Genomic DNA, 21,546 nt, shown 5'->3' with positions numbered 1-21,546 from the left:
TTGCGAGAGGGAGGCATATGAACATCGACAGGTTTTCGAGGAACGCCCTGGTGTGCGGCTTGGTACTGGTGCAGGCCGTCGGCCACGCCGGGCAATATGTGCTGGCACAGGTGCCGCGCAGCACCACAGTCGATGAACCGGCGCCGAACGTGATCGTGTCGGTCGACAACTCGGGGAGCATGGCCTGGTCCTCGCGGGCGTCGGACGGGCAAGCTGCGCCGCCTCCCGGAACGCCCAACCGGATGGAAGCGCTGAAGACCGCGCTCCGCGCCAATTTCTCGGTGGCCAACATTCCCGATGACCGTATTCGTCTCTCCTGGCAGGCGATGAACGACAACAAGGACAACAGCTGCGTCGGGTTCTTCGGCGACACCTCGCCAGGCACCTACCAAGCCGGCGGCTGCCGGATCAACGGCCTCGCCAATGCGAACCTGATGAATTCGCTGGGCGGCACGCACCGCGCCGCGTTCATGAGCTGGGTCGACGCCCTGGCCGCGGGCGGCGGCACACCGCTGCACGCCATGATGACCCGCGCCGGCGAATACATGAAGACCACCGGGCGCTACAGCCCTTACTCGGACGACCCGGGCGTGGAGGGGGCCGCACAGTCGAGTTGCCGCAAGTCCTTTCACATCTTCATGACCGACGGCGACTACAACTTCTTCGGATTCAACCCGGATCCGGCGGCGCTCGGCATGCCGGCCATCGGCAACGCCGACGGGACGAATCGCGTGCTGCCCGATTCCGTGGACTACCTGCCGCGCGCGCCCTACAAGGACAATGCCGGCGCCATCAGCGACAGCGCCAACTGGGCGAGGGATGCCACGGGCAACTGGAGGCCGATCGCGGAATACCGTCCGACCCTGGCCGACATGGCCTTTCACTACTGGGCCAGCGACCTGCAGCCGGGCGTGCCGAACAATCTCAGGAAGATCGTTGCGGAAGCCGGCAACGTCACGGTAGGCACGGCGACCGTCCCCGAGTACTGGAATCCCAAGAACGATCCGGCCACTTGGCAGCATCTGACGACCTACACCGTCGGTTTTGGCGCCGCTTCGTCGTGGACGGGCGCACCGGCCATTTCAGCCGAGACCGCGCAGCCGACGTACAGCGGGGACTATGCGCGCCTGGTCGATGGCTCGGCCACCTGGATGAACCCGCTGGCGAGCACGGCGACGGAAACCGAGACCAGCTCGTCGAATGGAACCAGAATATTCCCGCCCTGGCGTTCCGGCAGCGGCTCCTATGGCTATTACCACGAGAAGGCTGCCAACGCCGCCGCCGTGCGCATGGACCTCTGGCATGCCGCGCTCAACAGCCGTGGCACCTTCACGCCGGCCTCCAATTCGCAGGCGCTCAGCGATGCTTTCAGGTCCATCCTCGGGCAGATCCTGCTCAACACCAGCATCCCGCTGACTTCGATTTCGGCGAGTGCCTCCAGGGTGTCGACCGGCACGGCGGTCTATCGAGCCGGCTACGACTCGGCCGACTGGTCGGGCGCGCTCACCGCCACCAGGTTCGGTGCCAACGGCAGGCTGGCCGCCACGTCCGACTGGTCGGCGCGCGGGCTGCTCGATGCCCGCATAGCCGCAGGGGGCGCGCACGACGGCGATCGCAAGGTGCTGAGCTTCTCGGGCACTGCCGCGGCAACGGCCACCAGTGCCGCAACCACGGGCTCAGGCGTGCCGTTTCGCTGGGCCAGCCTCAGCGACGTGCAGAAGGCCGCGCTCAAGGGAACCGCCAGCACAGACACCGCGAGCATCGCGCTCGGCCGTGCCGTGCTCGATTTCCTGCGCGGCGATCGCAGCAACGAGGGCGCCGGCCTTCAATTGCGCAAGCGCGGCCATGTGCTCGGTGACATCGTGGGTTCCAGTGTCTGGTATGCGGGGCAACCCAGGAGCGGTTTCACCAACGATGCATATGCCACGTTCGCCGCCACCGCTCGCACGCCCATGGTCTACGTGGGCGCCAACGACGGCATGCTGCATGCCTTCAATGCGGCAACCGGCAGGGAAGAGTTCGCCTATGTGCCCGAAGGCCTCTACGGCACGGCGGCCGAACCCGGTCTCAAGCGGCTCAGCGAAACCGCCTACTCGCACAGGTACTACGTCGACGGCAGCGCCTTCGTGGCCGACATCTACATGGGGGCGGCTGCCACGGCCACAGCCACTGACGCCGAGAAAGCGGCTGGGTGGAAATCCTTCCTCGTGGGCACGCTGGGTGCGGGCGGCAAGGGCTACTTCGTGCTCGACGTGACCAAGCCCGAGAACATCGACGAGTCCAGGGCTGCCAGCGTGGCGGTGATCGATACGACCGCGCTTTCCGATAGCGACCTGGGCCATCAGTTCCAGCAACCCGCGCTCGATTCCTTCTCCAGGCGTGCGCTGCAGGTGGCGCTGCTGAACAACGGCCGCAAGGCCGTGATCCTCGGCAATGGCTACAACAGCACGAGCGAGAAAGCGGTGCTGTGGATCCAGTATCTCGACGGCGACAAGTCGGTCCTCAAGATCCCCGCGCCTGCCACACAGGGCAGCGGCACCGGCAACGGGCTTTCCGCCCCGCGCGTGGTGGACCGCAACGGCGACGGCAAGGTCGACTTTGCGTACGCCGGCGACCTGCTCGGCAACCTGTGGCGGTTCGACCTGAGCGATGCCGACAGCCGCAAATGGAAGGCCACCATGGGCTCGGGCGCGACCGCGTCGAGCCTCGACGACGTGCCGCTGTTCACGGCCGGCGCCACGCAGCCGATCACGGCGGCGCCGGTGGTCGTCGGCCATCCGCGGGGCGGCTACATGGTGGTGTTCGGCACGGGTCGCCTGTTTGCCGCCGGCGATGAAAGCACTGTCGCCAGCCAGTATCTGTACGGCGTCCGGGACCGGGCCAACGGCAGCACGGGCACCGCGGCATTGACCGACCTTGTGGCGCAGGCCATTGGCACCGACGCCGTCAGGGAAGGTGATGCCGAGTTCCGCACCGTTTCGGGCAACAGTGTGAGCTACAGCGGTTCCAGCGCCAGGCGCGGCTGGTACCTCCGACTGCCGGCCGCCAGGGAGCGCATCGTCTATCCGGGCGACGCGCTGAGCAACAGCGCCGGCTTGTTCTCGACCACCATTCCCGGCACCGGCAGCAATCCGCTCGATTGCACCGCGGGCACCGGCGACGACGGCTGGTCGATGGTGATCGACTTCTTCAGCGGCTCGGCCCCTGACGGCATCGCCTACAACGGGTCCGGCACGGCTGGCGGCTACCTCGGCTTTCGCAATCGTTCCGGCAGGGACGACATCGCCTTCGAGCCGCAGGACCGGGAAAAGGGCAAGGACGTCATCTGCAACGCGGCCGGCGAATGCAATGCGCCGAAGCGGCCGGATATCGTCCGGCGCTTCGGCTGGCGCAACCTGATGTCGTCGAACTAGGCCATGGACAAGCATCCCGAGGCGCAGGCCAAGGAGCGGTTCCGCTCGCGCGGCTTCACGCTGATCGAACTCATGATCGTGACGGCGGTGATCGCCATCCTCGCGGCGATCGCCTACCCGAGCTATACGCGTTATGTGCTGCGGGCCAAGAGGGCCGATGCCAAGCAGCAGTTGCTGCAGGCGGCGCAATGGACGGAGCGGTACCTGACCGTCAATGGCCGGTATCCCCCGGCGACCGTCGCGCTGCCGGCAGGGCTGCGGCAGGCGCCGTCGTCCGGTACGGCGAACTACGCCATCGGCTATGCCGCGAGAACAGCGACCACCTACACGCTGCAGGCCGTGCCGGAGGGCGCATCGCGCAACGACGAGTGCGGAACACTGACGGTGAACCAGCAGGGTGTCAGGCTGGCTGCGGGCCAGGCCGACGCTTCGGATGCGCTGGTGCAGCTTTGCTGGAATCGTTGAGAGGCCGGCGCCCGGCCCTCAGATGTCGCGCAGTAACTGCCTGAACTCGTCCACGTCCTCGAAGCTCCGGTACACCGAGGCGAAGCGCACGTAGGCGACCTTGTCGAGCTTCTTGAGTTCGCGCATCACGAGTTCGCCAACCTTGGTCGAGTCGATTTCGCGCAGGCCGCTGGCCAGCAGCTTCTGCTCGATGCGCAGCAAGGCGTTGTCGATCTGCTCGATGCTCACCGGACGCTTGCGCAGCGCCAGCATCATCGAGGCGCGCACCTTGGTCGAGTCGAAGTCAGCGCGGCTGCCGTCCTTCTTGACCACCACGGGGAAGTTGACGTCAGGCCGCTCGTAGGTGGTGAAGCGCTTGTCGCAGGCGCTGCATTGGCGGCGCCTGCGCACGAAGTCGGCGTCTTCCGAAACGCGGGTCTCGACGACCTGCGTTTCAAGATGACCGCAAAAAGGGCATTTCATGCGGTCAGGTCTTCCAGGTGATCAGCGGTAGACCGGGAAGCGGCTCGTCAGCGCGTGCACCTTGGCGCGCACCGCGTCGATGTTCGCCGCATCGCGCGAGTTCTCGAGCACATCGGCCACCAGGTTCGCGGTGATGCGAGCCTCTTCGTCCTTGAAGCCACGCGTGGTCATCGCCGGGGTGCCGATGCGCACGCCGCTGGTGACCATCGGCTTTTCCGGGTCGTTGGGGATCGCGTTCTTGTTGATCGTCATGTGGGCGGCGCCCAGGACGGCTTCGGCTTCCTTGCCGGTGATGCCCTTGGCGCGCAGGTCGACCAGCATGACGTGGCTTTCGGTGCGACCACTCACGATGCGCAGGCCGCGCTCGGTGAGGGTGTCGGCCACGATCTGGGCGTTCTTGACCACCTGTTGCTGGTAGGCCTTGAACTCGGGCGCCATGGCTTCCTTGAACGCGACGGCCTTGGCGGCGATCACGTGCATCAGCGGGCCGCCTTGCAGGCCCGGGAAGATCGCACTGTTGATGGCTTTTTCGTGCTGCGACTTCATCAGGATGATGCCGCCGCGCGGGCCGCGCAGGCTCTTGTGGGTGGTCGAGGTGACGACGTCGGCGTGCGGCACCGGGTTGGGGTACACGCCCGCGGCCACGAGGCCGGCGTAGTGGGCGATGTCGACCATGAAGATCGCGCCCACGTCCTTGGCCACCTTGGCGAAGCGCTCGAAATCGATGCGCAGCGAATAGGCCGAGGCGCCCGCGATGATCAGCTTGGGCATGTGCTCGTGCGCCTTGCGTTCCATCGCGTCGTAGTCGATGGCTTCGTTGGCGTCCAGGCCGTAGCTCACCACGTTGAACCACTTGCCGCTCATGTTCAGCGGCATGCCGTGCGTCAGGTGGCCGCCTTCGGCCAGGCTCATGCCCATGATGGTGTCGCCGGGCTTCAGGAAGGCCAGCATCACTGCTTCGTTGGCCGAGGCGCCGCAATGCGGCTGCACGTTGGCGGCGTCGGCGCCGAAGATCTGCTTGATGCGGTCGATGGCCAGCTGCTCGGCCACGTCGACATGCTCGCAGCCGCCGTAGTAGCGCTTGCCCGGGTAGCCTTCGGCGTACTTGTTGGTGAGCTGCGAGCCCTGGGCGGCCATGACGGCCGGCGAGGCGTAGTTCTCGCTGGCGATCAGCTCGATGTGGTGTTCCTGGCGCGCGTTTTCGGCTTGGATCGCGGCCCAGATTTCGGGATCGGTCTGTTCGACCAGGATATTGCGTTGGTACATGGCAGTCCTTTGAAGACGAGGTCCTTGTTCTTCAACCAAAACAAGGGCTGCCCAGGCGAACGGCTGAACGCCTGTGGTGCCAGGCGGTACGCTTCCCAGTGGTGTTCCACGTCAGCGCGTGGCACCTTGTTCGGATGCTGCGCCTATCGCCAGTCGCGTACCGGCCGAGTGTAGCTCACACCCGGCCCGCGAAGCTCAGGAAACGGAGGAGAGCAGGGCGACCTTGGCCGGTTCGGTGCTGCGTTCCTCGGGCTTGGGGGGCACTGCCACGGGGATCGGCTGCGCGCGCACGCTCGGCGGCGTGACGGTCGACGGCGCGCGGCCGTTGGCCACCTGCCGCAGGCGCTCGTGCTCGGCCATCACCTTGCTGGCGTAGCCGCCGTCGTCCTCGAGATTGGCCGCGCCCACGTAGTAGCGCAGGCCGCCTTCGAGCGAACCGGCGCGGGTGATGCATTCCTGCAGCACCTTCACGCCGACACGCATGTTGGTCACCGGATCGAAGGCGGTGAGCGTGCCGCCCGCGCTTTCGTACTTGTCGCCGTGCACGCGGGTCATGACCTGCATCAGGCCTTGCGCGCCGACCTGGCTCTGGGCGAACGGATTGAAGCTGGACTCGACGGCCATGATCGCGAGGATCAGGGTCGGATCGATCTTGGTGCGCTTGCCGATGCCGTAGGCCTCGGCCACGAGCACGCTCAACGGCTCGGCGGCCACGCGGTACTTCTTGCTCAGCCAGTAAGCCACGGCGGCCTGCTGCTTGGGCAGGTCGGCGGGGCTCGCGGCCGTGGTGCGCTCGATGGCGGTCGGCTCCAGGTCGGTGGCTTCAGGCGCGGGCTTGCGCGACTGCAGCCAGCCCATCAGTTGCTCCTCGCCGGTCTGGCGCAGGTCGGGCCGCGCCACGAGGGCGAGGGCCGCGAACACGATGGCCAGTCCGACCAGCGCAAACCCGTTGTGGGTGATTTCAAAAAAGCCGTCTGTCACGTCGGACACGAAGGTCCGTAGCCCGCGGGCTGTGGCATGGAACGCCTTGTTCATCGCTCTTCCTTTCTGTGCGGCACCTGCTCGCAACGCCTGGAGAGGCGATGGATGAAAGGCAACGGCGCTTGGATTGGTACGAATCAGGCTCCGCGCATGGAGTGAAGGGGGTTGAGGGCGCGGCGACCTGATCAAGCCGGGGGAATTCGGCAGCGGATTCAGGGAGGCTCCGCTGCATCGGGCAGTCGGAGCAGGGCGGATTCTAGCGTGGCTAAATACCCGGTCAAGTATAAGAAATTGTTTCCTTATGCTAATAAATGGTTAAAAAAGCGACTGGCAAGAGGTGTTTAGGTTTACGGGAAACCCCTTGGCAAAACGCGTTTGCAATCCGAGGGTGCGACGCCTAATCTGGATCGGCCTGAGTTTTCAGGTGTTTTCCGAGGTCCGGCAGCCCGAGGTGCAAGTCAAGGGCTCAGCGGCCGAGGATCCATGGTGGCAATCTCTTGCTGCCAGCACGGCAGGAACCATTGACTTCCGGTCGCGCGAATCGATGGCATGGGTTTTGGGCCCGCCATCAAGCCCGGCAACAAGGCAATTCCGTCGCGTTGCCGGGCTTTCTTGCTTCTGGATGGGCCATCCGTTTGCGGCACACTCCCTTGATGGACTTTGCTTCGATCAAACAAAACAAATGGGTGCGGCGTGGGGTCGTCGCGGTGCTGGGTCTGCTGGCCTTCTGGGCCATCGCCTGGCTGGCAGTGCCGCCGATTGCCAAAAGCCAGCTCCAGAAGATCGCGAGCGAGAAGCTCGGGCGCCAGGTAACAGTAGGAAAGATCGATTTCAAACCCTGGACGCTCGAACTCACGCTGAGCGATCTGCGCATCGCCACCGCCGACGGCAGCAAGCCGCAGGTGGCCATCAACCGCATCTACGCCGATGCCGAATTGCAGTCGCTCCTGCGCCTTGCGCCGGTGATCGATGCAGTCACGATCGACGGCCCCGCCGTCCTGCTCACGCACCTGACCGACGGCAAATACGACATCGACGACATCCTGGCCAAGCTCTCGGCCGGCCCGCCGCCCGATCCGAACGCCAAGCCCGCGCGCTTTGCCATCTACAACATCGCGATTAATGGCGGCTCGGTCGATTTCGACGACCAGACAGTCAAGCGCAAGCACGAACTGCGCGATTTCGTGCTCAAGGTGCCGTTCCTGAGCAACCTCGATTCCAAGCGCGACATCAACACCGAGCCCAAGCTGGCCTTCGCGCTCAACGGCAGCAAGTTCGACTCTGCCGCCTTCACCACGCCCTTCGCCAACAACCGCAAGACCGACGCCCACGTGCAGTTCAAGGGGCTCGACCTGGTGCCGTACCTTGGCTACATCCCCGGCGGCCTGCCGGTGCGCCTGCAGGCGGGCAGCCTCGACGCCGACCTGAAGATCGGCTTCGAACAAGCGGAGACCACCGGCCTGAGGATCACCGGCACGGTCGAGGCGCACACCGCCAAGGTGGCCGATGCGCGCGGCCGCGACCTGCTGGCCTTCGATTCGCTCAAGCTGGCGCTGGCCGACGTGCGCCCGCTGGAATCGGTGTTCCACCTGAGCGAAGTCGCGCTGGTCAAACCGCAGCTGGCGGTGGCGCGCGATGCGGCCGGCAAGCTCAATCTGCTGGCCACCGATCCATCCACTGGCGCGGCCGAGAAGGCGGCGCCGCTGCCGGCTGCTGCGGCGAGCGCTCCGGCCGGCAAGGCGGTGCCAAAACCGGCCTTGAAAGTGCAGGTCGACAAGCTGGCGCTGGATGGCGGGCGCATCGGCTGGCGCGATGAAACGACCAATCCGGCCGCGGCCGTCGACCTGATCGACCTGGGCATCGGCGTCACGGGCGTCACCTGGCCGATGGAAAAGCCGGCCGCATTCAACGGCAGCACGGCCATCGCCGGCGCCTCGCTCAAGTTCAAGGGCACCGCCACCGACAAGGTGGCCGACGTGCAGACCGAGGTCGACGCGCTGCCGCTGTCGCTGGCCGCACCTTATCTGGCACAAAGCCTGGAGCCCACGCTGGACGGCAAGCTCAGCGGACAGATCGACGTCGCCTGGGCTCAGCCCGACCTGAAGTTCAAGGCGCGCCGCCTGTCCGCCGAAGGGCTCGCGCTGACCCAGGCCAAGACCGCGCTGGCGAGCGTCGGCCGCTTCGAGCTGGTCGATGCCGAGGCCGACATGACGAAGCACACATTGAACGTGGCCTCGTTCACCGCGACCAACCCCAAGGTGCGCGTCGAGCGCGACAGCGAGAAGCGCTGGATGTTCGAGCGCTGGCTCAAGACGCCGGCCGGCGGTGGCGAGAAGGAGGCCGTAGCCAAGGTCGCCGCGCCCAAGCCCGCGGGCGCCGAGACGCCGAAGCCCGGCGCCAACACCAAGCCCTGGGCGCTGACCATCGGCACGCTGGCGATCGACAACGGTGCGCTTTCCTATGCGGACAAGGCCGGCGCCACCCCAGTCGCAGTGGAAGTCACCGCCTTCAAGCTCCAGGCCCAGAAGATCGCGCCCGAAACCAGCACGGCGTCGCCGCTGGAAGTCTCGGGCCGCATCGGCTCCGGTCGCTCCGAGCCGGGCCGTTTCGACTACAAGGGCAACGTGGTGCTCAAGCCGCTCGCGGCCGAGGGCCGGCTCGAGGTGGCGTCGTTCCCCGCGCATACCTTCAAGGCCTACTACGCGGACGCGCTCAACGTCGACATCCGGCGCGCCTTCGCAAGCTACCGTGGCACGGTGCGCTATGCCACGTCGCCGGCGGGCATGAGCCTGAAGCTGGCGGGCGACACCGCGCTCGACGACTTCCGCGCCAACAGCGTGTCCCTCACGCAGTCGCCCGGTTTCGACCGCAACACCAACCAGTTGCTGAGCTGGAAGACCCTGAGCCTGCGCGGCCTGCAGGTCAGCATGGTGCCCAACGCCCCGCCGAACGTGGACGTGCGCGAAACCACGCTGACCGACTTCTTCGCCCGCGTGATCGTCGACCCGACCGGCCGGCTCAACCTGTCGAGCCTGACCAAGAAGGGCGAGGCCGAGGCGAACGCGGCTGCGGCGGCGGCCGGCGAGGCCAGCACCCGCAAGGGCCTGGGCGGAACCTCCACCACCACGGCCCGGGCACCCGTGCAGAAACCCACGGGGGGCGCGCCGGTGTCGGCCGAGGAGATGGTCGGCGGCGCACCTCCATCCGCCAAGCCGGTGGCGACCGCAGCGGCGCCCGCTCCGGCGGCCGACGCGGGCCCCGCACCCATCATCAACTTCGGCCCGATGAGCCTGGTCAACGGCAAGATCGACTTCACCGACCTGTTCGTCAAGCCCAACTACTCGGCCGACCTCAGCGAGCTGACAGGCAAGCTCAGTTCGTTCTCGTCGAACCCGCCCAAGGGCGAGGGCGGGCGCCCCGCGCTGGCCGACCTCGAACTGCGCGGCAAGGCGCAGCAGACCGCGGCGCTGGAAATCACCGGCAAGCTCAATCCGCTGGCCAAGCCGCTCGAACTCGACATCACCGCCAAGATGCGCGACCTCGACCTCGCTCCGCTGTCGCCGTACTCGGTGCGCTATGCCGGCCACGGCATCGAGCGCGGCAAGATGAGCATGGACGTCAACTACAAGGTCGCGCCGGACGGGCAGCTGACGGCCACCAACAAGCTGGTGCTCAACCAGCTGCAGTTCGGCGACGAAGTTGCAGGCTCCACCAGCAGCTTGCCGGTCAAGCTGGCCGTGGCGCTGCTGGCCGACCGCAACGGCGTGATCGACGTCGACCTGCCGCTCAGCGGGTCGCTCAACGATCCGCAGTTCAGCGTCGGTCCGTTGATCTGGAAGGCCGTGGTCAACCTGATCGCCAAGGCCGCGACGGCGCCGTTCCGCCTGCTTACAGGCGGCCTCGGCGGCGGCAGCGACGAATCGAGCGCCATTACTTTCGAGCCCGGCAGTTCGGAACTCGGCGCCACCGCCAAGGAGGGCCTCGACAAGGTCGCCAAGGCGCTGACCGACCGGCCCACGCTGCAGATGACAGTGGTCGGCACCTCCAGCCTCGAGAAGGAGCGCGACGCCTACCAGCGCCAGCGCGTGCGCCAGCTCGCCTACGCCGAGAAGCGCCGGGTCGCCGTGCGCGGCGGGGAGACCGGCACCGAGGTGCCGCCTGTCACCGATGCCGAATACCCCGCGCTGCTGACCGCCGTGTACAAGCGCGCCGACATCACCAAGCCGCGCAACCTCGTCGGCCTGGCGAAAGACCTCCCGGTTCCGGACATGGAAAAGCTGCTGTTCGCCAGCGTGCCGGTCGACGAAGAGTCGATGCGCCAGCTCGCGGTCGAACGTGGCGCAGCCGTGCGCGACTACCTGCTCGCGAAGAAGCTGCCGAGCGAGCGCCTGTTCCTGGGCGCCGTGCGCACCAGCGCCAGCGGCGGCGACTGGAAGCCGGGCGCCGAGCTCAGCCTGACCATGAGGTGAGGCGCGGCGATCCGTCCGCGGGACTTGGTTTTTTTCTTCAGCTTGCTATATATGTAGTTCGTTCACCTCCCGCCCACGACCCGTGTTCGCCACCGTTTCAGGACGGAATTCAGCGGCCAACCGCAAGTGGGTGAAAATATCGATGTGCGCCGGCCTTTGCCGGCGCCTTCGCTTTCTCTACCAAGACAACGATTTCGCGCAGTGACCTCTACTTCTTCCAAGCCACACGACCTTCAGGCCCTCGACACGCTCACCGGCGGCGCCTTCACCGCGCCGACCTCCGGAGAGCGCGCCGCGCGCATCCGCGACTGGCTCGCGGGCAACCCCGCGCCCGAGCTGATGCAGGAGGTCTTCAAGGAGCTGAGCGGTCGCGACAAGGGCGCCGCGCGCCTGCTGCGCGAAAAGCTCGACGAACTCAAGCGCGCCAAGGGCCAGGAGGCCATTGCCGCCAAATGGGCGCAAAAGGCCGAGGCGCTGCTGGGCCAGTCCAAGCTCAACATCGCCGATGCACTGGCCTGGCAGCGCGACGCCGCCAAGGCCGGCGCGCCGCTGTCGCGCGAGCCGCTGGCCGGCTTGAAGGCCAAGCTGGCCGAACGCGTCAAGGGCATCGAAGACCTGCAGCACCGTGCCCAGGTGCACCGCGAAGCCGCCGTGCTGCTGGCGCAGCGCTTCGAGGTGCTGTCCACCAAGGGCTGGCAGGACGCCCAGGCCGCCGAGGAATCGCTGCGTGCCGACGTGACCCACTGGCAGCAGCAGGCGGGCGAGATCACGGCCGATGCCAACTGGACCAGCCTCGACGCCAAGTTCGCGCCGCAGCTCGAATCGTCGAAGTCGCAACTGCTGGTGGTGTCCGATGCGTTCCACAGCGCGCTGGCCCAGGCCGTCGCGGCCGCGGCCGATGCGGCCGCACCGCTGCCGCCCGTGCCCGTGTGGGCCGATGAATTGCGCGCTGCGCGCGGCGAGGTCGTGGCGCCAAAGCCCGCCGCCCCCGCTCGCCCCGCTGCGCCCAAGGTCGACCCGGCCGTGCGCGCCGCCGCGCAGGACGCGGTGCAGGCCGCGCTCGCCAAGCTCGAGCAGGAAACCGCCGAAGGCCATGGCAAGGCCAGCGCCGGTGCGGCCGCTGCGCTGCGCGCTGTGCTCAAGGAGCACGGCAAGCTGGTCGAGGCGCCGCTCGAAGCCCGCGTGCATGCCGCGCTGGTGGCCGCCGGCGAACTCGAAGGGTGGCAGCGCTGGAGTGCCGACAAGGTGCGCGAAGACCTCGTCGCCAAGGCCGAAGGCCTGCTCAAGCGTCCCGAAGGCCAGGCCCTCGGCGGCCGCAAGATGCAGGAAACCCTGCGTGCCCTGCGCGACCAGTGGAAGCAGGCCGACCAGGGCGGTGTGCCCAACCACGCGCTCTGGAAGCGCTTCGACGAAGCCTGCAACGAAGCCCACAAGGTGGTCGAAGCCTGGCTCGAGAAGGTCCGCGCCGATGCGGCCGAGCACCGCGCGCACCGCGTCGCGCTGATCGAAGAAGTCAAGGCCTGGGCCGCCGAACATGCCGGCGCCACCGACCTGAAGGCGCACAACCGCGCGCTGCACCAGTTCGCCGACCGCTGGCGGGACGGCGGCCACGTGGGCGAGAAGGTGTTCGCCGAGCTGCAGTCGCAGTGGAACGAAGCCTTTGGCGCAGCCCGCGCACCGTTCGAGGCCGCGCAGAAGGCCAGCGTCGAACGCCGCCAGGCGATGATCGCCGAGGCGATCGAACTCGGTGCCCAGCCGATGCTGCGCATCGATGCCGTCAAGGCGCTGCAGCAGCGCTGGCAGGCCGAAGCGCAGAGCGTGCCGCTCGACCGCCGCCACGAACAGAAAATGTGGGACGCATTCCGCGCGCCCATCGACGAAGCCTTCAACCGCAAGACGGCCGAGCGCGAAAAGGCGTCGTCCGCAATGAGCGAGCACGACCGCCATGTGCTCGACGCGTCCAAGGCACTCGACGCAGCCAATGCCGGCGGCGACGTGCAGAAGATCCGCGCCGCCATTGCCCGGCTGGAAGCAGCGATGCGCGGTGAAGCACCGCCGCCCGCACCGAAGGCCGAGCAGGCCGCTGTCGCGAGCGACGGTCCGTCGGTTGGCGCGACCGAGATCGAGGCTCCGGGTCAGGCCGCCGCTGAATTCGGCGAAAGCGCGGAGCAGGCGCCGAGCCCGAGCGATGCGGAAGCCTCGCCCGGTACGCACGCAAGCCAGGCGCTTGCCGCTTCGGTCGACCTCGTGGCGCCCGCCGACGGTGCCGATGCCTCGGCACGCGCCGATGGCCCGGCGCATGACGCTGGCGAAGCTGCCGCTGTCGAAGCGCCTGCTGCGGCACCGAAGCCCGCGCCCAAGCCCGTCGTGGCGATGCGCGGCGACGACCGCCCCAGCAGCAAGAAGGCCGAAGCAGCGCCCGCGGCCCGTGGTGCAGGTGGCCGGTTCGGCGATCGGCGCGAAGGCGGCAGGCCAGGCGCTGGCGGTCCGGGCCGCTCGAGCGATCGCGGTGCTCCGCGCTCCGATGCACGCGGCGATCGGGGCGCACCTGCCGGCCGTTTCGGTGACCGTCCGCCGCGTTTCGAAGACCGGGGCCCGCGCCTGGGCGATGCAGCCTTCCGCGCGCAGCGCGAAGCACTCGAACGCGCCGACATGGCACTGCGCAAGCTCGCCGCGCAGGCGCATGGCGAAGCGCTGACCCAGGTGCTGGGCGCATGGGAACAGCGCGACGCCAGCCGCCTGCCGAGCATTCAGGAGCTGGGCCGCGCAGTCACGCCCGCCGTGCGCAGTGGCTGGTCGCAAGCCATCGGCTCCGCGCCGACGGCCGCCGCACCCGACGCCGCCGAAGCATTGCTGCGCCTCGAAATGGCAGCCGAAGTGCCGACGCCGGCCGAGCAGCTCGACGCGCGCCGCGCGTTGCAGCTCAAGCTGCTCACGAAGCGTGGCGACCCGGCGCCCGACCAGACCTGGGGCCAGGATGCCGGCAAGGTTCTGGCCGCGGCGCACGATGCCTCCAGCGCGCGACGTTTGCAGAACGCACTGAAGGCGCTGCTGCGCAAGTAAGCGGCCGGCCGAAAGTCAGGGCCACGAAAAAGGCGCCCCCGCGGGGGCGCCTTTTTCTTTGGGGGTTGAATCGAATGTCGATCCGTTCAAACCTTCTCGCCGATGACGGGCGTCTGCACGGCGGCAGCCTGCTCGGCCTGGTAGCCGTCGCCGATCCTGCGCCGGATCAACAGCCCGCCGATGCCCAGCAGCAGGGCGACGGCGCCGGCGATCAGCGTGCCCTTGTCCGTGGCACTCGATGCCGCAGCCTGGTCCTTGCTTTCCATGATCTTCTGCACGTCGGCCAGCTTCACCACGGGCTGACCCTTGAGCTTCACTTCGTAGACAAGGTTGTTGTCCGAGGGATCGATGCGTACTTCGACGGATTCGTCGATCAGCGGCTCGAGCTTGCTGCGGCCGATTGCGTAGTCGACGCGCCATTTTTCGGTGCTGCCGTCGGCAACCTTGGCGTCGAGCACGAAATAGTGGCGCGTGGTACTGCCGCCGCGACGGCGCTTGGTGGTTTCGGTGACTTCGCTGCCGCTGACGATCTTGCCGCTCCTGGCAACGAGGTCTTCCACGGCGGCGCCGTGCGTGTCGGAACCAGCCTTGAACTGCGCATAACCTGCCCAACCCAGGATGCCGATGCCGAAAACCAGTGCAAGCCACGCCTTGCCCGTGAGCTGATAGAGCCAATCCCTCATGTTGTTTACCTTTTTAAACGAGTTGTTAACCCGTCTATGGTAGCGATGGAGTTGCTATTGAATGAATAGCATGCCAACAAGAGTGGGCGAGCGTTCAGGGACTTTTAGGTAGAAAGAATTCATCGAAAAGCGCGAGCACGCCCGGGAAGTCCCGGGCGAAGTTCGGGCGGTTCACGAAATAGGCCTCGCACGCCACCGCGAAGAACTCGCTGATCGAGGTGGCGCCGTAGGCGTCGAGCCACGGCGGCGCGGCGCCGAAGCGCTCTGCCTTGATGGTCCGCTCGCGAAAATCCTCGTAGGCGGGCTGCAGCACCGCAAGCCATGCCGCGCGAGCCGCACGTGCGCTACGCTGGCCCGCAAAGCCGGCGGGCAGCGGCGGGCAGCCGTTGGCGTCGCCGCTGCGCATGTCGATCTTGTGGGCGAACTCGTGGATCACGACGTTGTAGCCGCGCTCGCTGGTGATGCTGCTTGCCAGCACATCGTCCCAGCTCAGCATGACGGGGCCGCGGTCCATGGCTTCGCCGGCCACGACTTCGCCGTACTCGTGGACCACCTGGGCTTCGTCGACAACCTTGCGGCGCGCCACCACCTCTGAGCGGTGCACGACGATCCCCACGAAGTCGTCGTACCAGTTCAGCCCGCCCTTGAGATGCAGCACCGGCAGCACGGCCTGCGCTGCGATGGCCAGCGCAACTTCATTGGTGATGGTGAAGCCCTTGGCGCCGTGGAATTCCTTGTCGCGCAGGAACTCGGCCGTCAGCGTGCGCAGGCGTTGCTGGTCGGCGGCGGGCAGGGCGCCGAGAAAGGCGTAGCGCCTGAGCGCGGACTGCCAGGCGGCTTCGGGAATCGGGGGCAGGGCGCGCAGGCGGCGCAGCCACTTGAACATTGGCGGCGGCGGCGCGGCTAGCGCAGATCGACGCGCTGCGCGCCGACGGTGGACAGGCACAGCAGCTGCGCGCGCGGCGGATGCGCTGCCGCATCCCAGTCGCTCAGCACGACGCGGCGCAGGCCGTCGCCCAAGTCGTGATCGGCAGGGCGGTGCGTGTGGCCGTGCACCAGCGTGTGGGCGTTCGCCTGCTGCAGCCAGTTGCGCGCGGCGGCGGTGTCGACGTCGGCCCAGATGGTCGAGGGGTTGCGCTTGCGGTCTTCGCTCTGCACGCGCATGGAACGTGCGAGCGCACGGCGCTCTTCCAGCGGCCTGGCCAGGAATGCGGCCTGCCACTCGGGCGTGCGAACCTGCGCGCGAAACCTGAGGTACTCGGTGTCCTCGAGGCAGAGGATGTCGCCGTGGCTCAGCAGCCATCGTTGGCCGTGCAGCACGAGCACCGTGGGATCGTCGAGCAGCGTGAAGCCGCATCGCGCCGCGAACGCGGGGCCGACGAGGAAGTCGCGGTTGCCGTGCACGAAGAACACCGGCAGCCGCTGCGCGGCGCGGCGCAGCAGCTCGGCGCACTGTGCCTCGAAACCAGCGGAGTCGAGCGAGTCGTCGCCGACCCATACTTCGAACAGGTCGCCGAGGATGATCAGCGCGTCGGCGGGTGTGGTCTGCAGGTAACCCTGCCAGGCTTCGAAGGTGGCGGGCTCGCCGGCCTGCAGGTGCAGGTCGGAAATCAGGTCGACCGTACGCCACGCAGGCGGCGCCACCAGTTCCTTGAACACTGTCGTTGCGACCGCCGCCGGGCTCACAGTCACTCGGCGATGACGACGGCCTTCTCGATCACCACGTCTTCGAGCGGCACGTCGTCGTGGAAGCCCTTGCGGCCCGTCTTCACGGCCTTGATCTTGTCGACCACGTCGGTGCCGTTGATGACCTTGCCGAACACGGCATAGCCCCAGCCCTGGGCCGAAGGTGCGGTGTGGTTCAGGAAGCCGTTGTCGGCCACGTTGATGAAGAACTGCGCGGTGGCCGAGTGGGGCGCGCTGGTGCGGGCCATCGCCACGGTGTAGTTGGCGTTCTTCAGGCCGTTGTTGGCCTCGTTCTCGATCTCGGCGCCGGTGGGCTTTTGCTGCATGCCAGGCTCGAAGCCGCCGCCTTGCACCATGAAGCCGGGGATCACGCGGTGGAACACCGTGTTGTCGTAGTGGCCCTTCTTCACGTACGAGAGGAAGTTCTCGACCGACTTCGGCGCCTTGGCGGCGTCGAGTTCGAGCGTGATCACGCCGTAGTTCTTGATGTGCAGTTCGACTTGGGGGTTGCTCATGAGGGGACTCCTGCTTGGGAAATGAATTACTTCGCCACCAGCGTGGCGGACTTGATGGTGACGGCCTCGAGCGGCACGTTCTGCATGCCGCCCTTGTTGCCGGTGGCCACCGCGCGGATCTTGTCGACCACGTCGGTGCCGGCGACGACCTTGCCGAACACGGTGTAGCCGTAGCCGTCGGGGTTGGGCGCGTTGAGCGAGTCGTTGTTCTTCACGTTGATGAAGAACTGCGAGGTCGCGGAATTCGGATTGCCGGTGCGGGCCATGGCGATCGTGTATTTGTCGTTCTTCAGGCCGTTGCTCGCTTCCAGCGGAATGGGCGCTCGCGTGGGCTTTTGCTGCATGTCGGCCGTGAAGCCGCCGCCCTGGATCATGAACCCATCGATCACGCGGTGGAACACCGTGCCGTCGTAGTGCTTGTCCTTGACGTACTGCAGGAAATTCTCGACCGACTTGGGCGCCTTGGCCGCATCGAGCTCGACCACGATGTCGCCGGCCGAGGTGGCCAGCTTGACGTGCGGCGCCGCGGCAGTCTGCGCATGGACCGTGGCTGCGAACGCGAGGGCGGCGGCCAGCGCGAGTGCGCTGCGGCGGCTGAAGCGGGAGAGGGACTGGATCGTCAAATGAGGCTCCGTGTGCGGATGAGGAAACGGGGCCGCGCGGCAGGCACCGTTGCGGCGCCCATGCCGGCGGTGGCGATTACTTGCTGGTGCGGCCGACCGGTTTGCGGATGACCGCCGGCGGTGCGGGCAGGGGGGCCGCCTCGGCTTCGGCCGTCGGCGTGAAGATCTGGCGTATCAGCACGAGCTTGGGCGCAACGCTCACGTTGGTGCTGGCGAACTGTTGCGCACGCACGTATTCCTGGGCAGCGAGACGGGCGTACACGTCGCCGAGGTTCTCGTGCGCCGTGGCGTAGTTCGGGTTGAGCTTGATGGCTTGCTCCAGCGCGGCGCGCGCCTGGTCGAACTTGCTTTGTGACGCGTACAGCGCGGCCAGGTTGTTGTAGGGCTCGGACAACTCGGGGAAGTCCTGCGTGAGTTGCGTGAAGGCGGCGATGGCCTCGGCCTGCTTGTTCTGCTCGGTGAGGATCACGCCGCGCAGGAAGCGCATCTGCGGATCGCGCGGCTTGCCGGCGATGTAGGTGTCGGCCTTGGCGAGCGCCTCGTTCGACTTGCCCTGGCGCAGCATCAGGTTCACGTCGTCGTATTCGTTGGCGTGCGCTGCGGAGCCCCACAGGCTGAAGAGCAGCGCGAAGGCAATGAAGAGTCTGGAGAATGCGGCGTGCTTCATGTAGCCTCGGCGGAAATGGGGGAGATGCGGGCTCGGCGGGCTTGGGGAACACCCGCACGCCGCTCGACGGCAGACGTTTATACTAGGTCGGATTGTAGCCGAGGGGCCATGTCCAACCCCTCGCGACACAGCCCCCGTCACCCCTGAAAAAACACCGTCTTTCGCCCGTGCCGCACGTGCGCGAAACGACGCTTTCCGAGCCTCATGAGTCTGCGCATCTACAACACGCTGTCGCGTGAATTGGAGGAATTCTCCCCATTGCAACCGGGACAGGTGCGCATGTACGTTTGCGGCATGACGGTCTACGACTACTGCCACCTCGGCCACGCCCGCTCGATGATCGCCTTCGACGTGGTGCAGCGCTGGCTCAAGGTGAGCGGCTTCGATGTGACCTATGTGCGCAACATCACCGACATCGACGACAAGATCATCCGCCGCGCCGTGGAAAACGGCGAGAGCATCCGCGCGCTGACCGACCGCATGATCGACGCGCTGCACGAGGACGCCGACGCGCTGGGCATCGAACGCCCCACCCACGAACCCCGCGCCACCGACTACATCCCGCAGATGCTGTCGATGATCGGCACGCTCGAGCAGAAGGGCCTGGCCTATCGCGCCGAGAACGGTGACGTGAACTACGCGGTGCGCAAGTTTCCGGGCTACGGCAAGCTCAGCGGCAAGTCGATCGACGAGTTGCATGCGGGCGAGCGCGTGGCCGTGCTCGACGGCAAGGACGATCCGCTCGACCCGGTGCTCTGGAAGAGCGCTAAGGCCACCGAACCCGACGAGGTGAAGTGGGCCAGCGAATTCGGCGCCGGCCGTCCGGGCTGGCACATCGAGTGCTCGGCCATGGCCTGCGAACTGCTCGGCGAGACGCTCGACATCCACGGCGGCGGCGAAGACCTGCAGTTTCCGCACCACGAGAACGAAATCGCGCAGAGCGAGGGTGCCAACGGCAAGCCGCTGGCCAACTTCTGGATGCACAACGGTTTCATCGTGACCGACAACGAGAAGATGTCCAAGAGCCTGGGCAACTTCTTCCTGATCCGCGATGTGCTCAAGAAGTACGACGCGGAGACCATCCGCTTCTTCGTGCTGCGCGCGCACTACCGGCGCCCGCTCAACTACAGCGACGTGCACCTCGACGATGCGCGCGCCTCGCTCAAGCGGCTGTACACGGCGCTCGATCTTGTGGCGCCGGCCGACGTGAAGATCGACTGGACCGACCCGTACGCCGCGCGCTTCAAGGCCGCGATGGACGAAGACTTCGCAACGCCCGAAGCCGTGGCGGTGCTGTTCGACCTGGCGGGCGAAGTGAACCGCACGCAATCGGCCGCCCAGGCTGGATTGCTGAAGGCATTGGGTGGCTGCGTGCAGATCCTGCAGGACGACCCGAAGGCCTTCCTGCGCGCGGGCGCCACGCTCGACGAGGCCACCATCCAGGGCAGGATCGACGCGCGCGCCGCCGCCAAGGCCGCGAAGAATTTCGCCGAAGCCGATCGCATCCGCCAGGAACTCCTCGAGCAGGGCATCGTGCTCAAGGATTCGCCCACAGGCACGACCTGGGCGGCTGCGCAGTGAACGGAACAACGAACCCCATGCCCGCCACCAAGAAGACCAGCGTTCAGATCTATACGCCGGACTATTGGGAAGAGGCATGCAAGCACCTCTCCCGGAAAGACCGCGTCATGAAGCGGCTCATTCCGAAGTTTGGCGATGCGTGTCTCGAGTCGCGCGGCGACGCGTTCACCACGCTCGCGCGCAGCGTGGTCGGCCAGCAGATCTCGGTGAAGGCCGCGCAGTCGGTCTGGGACAAGTTCGCCGCGCTGCCGCGCAAGCTCACCCCGGCCAACGTGCTCAAGCTCAAGGTCGACGACATGCGCGGAGCAGGGCTCTCGGCGCGCAAGATCGAGTACCTCGTCGACCTGGCCCTGCATTTCGACTCCGGCATGGTCCACGTCGATGCGTGGAAGGACATGTCGGACGAGCTCATCATCGAGGAGCTGGTGGCCATCCGCGGCATCGGCCGCTGGACGGCCGAGATGTTCCTGATCTTTCACCTGATGCGCCCGAACGTGCTGCCCGTGGACGACCTGGGGCTGCTCAACGGCATCAGCGTCAATTATTTTTCCGGCGATCCCGTGAGCCGCAGCGATGCCCGCGACGTCGCCGTGGCCTGGGCGCCATATTGCAGCGTGGCGACTTGGTATATTTGGCGATCACTGGACCCGGTTCCAGTCGCGTATTGAACAACAGGAGAAGACGTTGGCGAAACGAACCTTCCTCGACTTCGAGCAGCCCATTGCTGAACTCGAAACCAAGATCGAAGAATTGCGCTATGTGCAGACCGAATCCGCGGTCGACATCTCTGAAGAGATCGATCAGCTCGGCAAGAAAAGCCAGCAGCTCACCAAGGACATCTACAGCGACCTGACGCCCTGGCAGATCACCAAGATCGCCCGGCATCCGGAGCGCCCGTACACGCTCGACTACGTCAACGAGATCTTCACGGACTTCGTCGAACTGCACGGCGACCGGCACTTTTCCGACGACCTGTCGATCGTGGGCGGCCTTGCGCGCTTCAACGGCGTGCCCTGCATGGTGCTCGGCCACCAGAAGGGCCGCGACACGAAGGAGCGCACAGCGCGCAACTTCGGCATGAGCAAGCCCGAGGGCTACCGCAAGGCCTTGCGCCTGATGAAGATGGCCGAGAAGTTCAAGCTGCCGGTGTTCACCTTCGTGGACACGCCCGGCGCGTACCCCGGCATCGACGCCGAGGAACGCGGCCAGTCGGAAGCCATCGGCCGCAACATCTTCGAGATGGCGCAGCTCGAGGTGCCGATCATCGTCACCATCATCGGCGAAGGCGGCTCCGGCGGCGCGCTGGCCATCTCGGTCGGCGACCAGTTGGTGATGCTGCAGTATTCGATCTATTCGGTGATCAGCCCCGAGGGCTGCGCTTCCATCCTGTGGAAGACCAGCGACAAGGCGCAGGAGGCGGCCGATGCACTGGGCATCACCGCGCACCGCCTCAAGGCGCTGGGCCTGGTCGACAAGATCGTGAACGAGCCCGTCGGCGGCGCGCATCGCGACCATCGGCAGATGGCGGCTTTCCTGAAGCGCGCGCTCAACGACGCGTTCCGCCAGGTCAGCGACCTGAAGACCAAGGAACTGCTGGATCGCCGCTACGAGCGCCTGCAGAGCTACGGCCGCTTCAACGACACCAAGGCCGACAGCGTCAGATAACGCGCGG

General features: G+C 66.7%; 16 protein-coding genes and 1 riboswitch. Of the genes, 7 read left to right on the top strand and 9 right to left on the bottom strand.

Translation table 11 applies throughout. The features are described 5' to 3' along the window. The first annotated feature begins 17 nt into the window (after window positions 1–17). Together ACEOAB_RS16270 and ACEOAB_RS16265 are read left to right on the top strand one after the other, a co-directional pair. A complete protein-coding gene (locus ACEOAB_RS16270; RefSeq protein WP_413749906.1) occupies window positions 18–3,413 on the top strand; it encodes a pilus assembly protein in 3,396 nt (1,131 codons plus the stop codon). A 3-nt stretch (window positions 3,414–3,416) separates the two neighbouring features. Further along, window positions 3,417–3,878: a type IV pilin protein gene (locus ACEOAB_RS16265; RefSeq protein ID WP_413749905.1), complete on the top strand. Its 462-nt coding sequence runs from the start codon at window positions 3,417–3,419 to the stop codon at window positions 3,876–3,878. Window positions 3,879–3,896: 18 nt separating this feature from the next. On the opposite strand, the gene nrdR is transcribed toward ACEOAB_RS16265, so the two are convergent. The 3 genes from nrdR to ACEOAB_RS16250 form a co-directional block, all read right to left on the bottom strand. After that, a complete protein-coding gene (gene nrdR / locus ACEOAB_RS16260) occupies window positions 3,897–4,340 on the bottom strand; it encodes a transcriptional regulator NrdR (protein ID WP_007836918.1) in 444 nt (147 codons plus the stop codon). A 21-nt stretch (window positions 4,341–4,361) separates the two neighbouring features. Beyond that, entirely contained in the window at window positions 4,362–5,606 is a 1,245-nt protein-coding gene (glyA, locus tag ACEOAB_RS16255) for a serine hydroxymethyltransferase (RefSeq protein ID WP_413749904.1), read from the bottom strand. A 42-nt stretch (window positions 5,607–5,648) separates the two neighbouring features. Further along, window positions 5,649–5,773, bottom strand: a riboswitch (ZMP/ZTP riboswitch). 28 nt (window positions 5,774–5,801) lie between these two features. Then, window positions 5,802–6,641, bottom strand: coding sequence for a lytic transglycosylase domain-containing protein (locus ACEOAB_RS16250; protein WP_056592289.1), 840 nt, complete (start codon window positions 6,639–6,641; stop codon window positions 5,802–5,804). 599 nt (window positions 6,642–7,240) lie between these two features. Between ACEOAB_RS16250 and ACEOAB_RS16245 the strand changes: the two genes are divergently transcribed. Together ACEOAB_RS16245 and ACEOAB_RS16240 are read left to right on the top strand one after the other, a co-directional pair. Then, entirely contained in the window at window positions 7,241–11,056 is a 3,816-nt protein-coding gene (locus ACEOAB_RS16245) for a DUF748 domain-containing protein (protein WP_495652963.1), read from the top strand. Between the two features lie 201 nt (window positions 11,057–11,257). Further along, on the top strand, window positions 11,258–14,119 hold the full coding sequence (locus tag ACEOAB_RS16240; protein ID WP_495652962.1) for a DUF349 domain-containing protein: 2,862 nt from the start codon (window positions 11,258–11,260) through the stop codon (window positions 14,117–14,119). Between the two features lie 86 nt (window positions 14,120–14,205). On the opposite strand, the gene ACEOAB_RS16235 is transcribed toward ACEOAB_RS16240, so the two are convergent. From ACEOAB_RS16235 to ACEOAB_RS16210, 6 genes are all read right to left on the bottom strand, one after another. After that, window positions 14,206–14,802, bottom strand: a complete 597-nt coding sequence (locus ACEOAB_RS16235; RefSeq protein ID WP_056519039.1) for a hypothetical protein — start codon at window positions 14,800–14,802, stop codon at window positions 14,206–14,208. Between the two features lie 94 nt (window positions 14,803–14,896). Beyond that, window positions 14,897–15,688, bottom strand: a complete 792-nt coding sequence (locus ACEOAB_RS16230; RefSeq protein ID WP_056592297.1) for a M90 family metallopeptidase — start codon at window positions 15,686–15,688, stop codon at window positions 14,897–14,899. A 17-nt stretch (window positions 15,689–15,705) separates the two neighbouring features. After that, a complete protein-coding gene (locus tag ACEOAB_RS16225) occupies window positions 15,706–16,494 on the bottom strand; it encodes a UDP-2,3-diacylglucosamine diphosphatase (RefSeq protein WP_082572045.1) in 789 nt (262 codons plus the stop codon). Then, window positions 16,491–17,003, bottom strand: a complete 513-nt coding sequence (locus ACEOAB_RS16220; RefSeq protein WP_007836899.1) for a peptidylprolyl isomerase — start codon at window positions 17,001–17,003, stop codon at window positions 16,491–16,493. Before ACEOAB_RS16220 ends, ACEOAB_RS16225 begins: the two co-directional genes overlap by 4 nt. A 26-nt stretch (window positions 17,004–17,029) precedes the next feature. After that, window positions 17,030–17,626 (bottom strand): peptidylprolyl isomerase, encoded by a 597-nt coding sequence (locus ACEOAB_RS16215; protein WP_413749857.1) that lies wholly within the window; start codon window positions 17,624–17,626, stop codon window positions 17,030–17,032. Window positions 17,627–17,702: 76 nt separating this feature from the next. Next, window positions 17,703–18,293: a tetratricopeptide repeat protein gene (locus ACEOAB_RS16210; protein ID WP_495652961.1), complete on the bottom strand. Its 591-nt coding sequence runs from the start codon at window positions 18,291–18,293 to the stop codon at window positions 17,703–17,705. A gap of 204 nt (window positions 18,294–18,497) precedes the next feature. On the opposite strand from ACEOAB_RS16210, the gene cysS reads away from it, so the two are divergent. Genes cysS through ACEOAB_RS16195 form a run of 3 tightly spaced genes read left to right on the top strand, consistent with a single transcriptional unit; the run spans window position 18,498 to window position 21,539 of the window. Then, a complete protein-coding gene (gene cysS, locus ACEOAB_RS16205) occupies window positions 18,498–19,874 on the top strand; it encodes a cysteine--tRNA ligase (protein ID WP_056592306.1) in 1,377 nt (458 codons plus the stop codon). Window positions 19,875–19,891: 17 nt separating this feature from the next. Then, window positions 19,892–20,542 carry a DNA-3-methyladenine glycosylase family protein gene (locus tag ACEOAB_RS16200; protein ID WP_056519028.1) on the top strand — a complete coding sequence of 217 codons (651 nt, stop codon included), beginning with the start codon at window positions 19,892–19,894 and terminating at the stop codon, window positions 20,540–20,542. Window positions 20,543–20,558: 16 nt separating this feature from the next. Continuing rightward, window positions 20,559–21,539, top strand: coding sequence for an acetyl-CoA carboxylase carboxyltransferase subunit alpha (locus ACEOAB_RS16195; RefSeq protein WP_007836892.1), 981 nt, complete (start codon window positions 20,559–20,561; stop codon window positions 21,537–21,539). The last annotated feature ends 7 nt before the right edge of the window (window positions 21,540–21,546 follow it).

The organism is Variovorax sp. Varisp53 (assembly GCF_059491555.1).
Note: the sequence above shows the minus strand (reverse complement) of the source record. Positions and strands in the feature narration are given on the sequence as shown.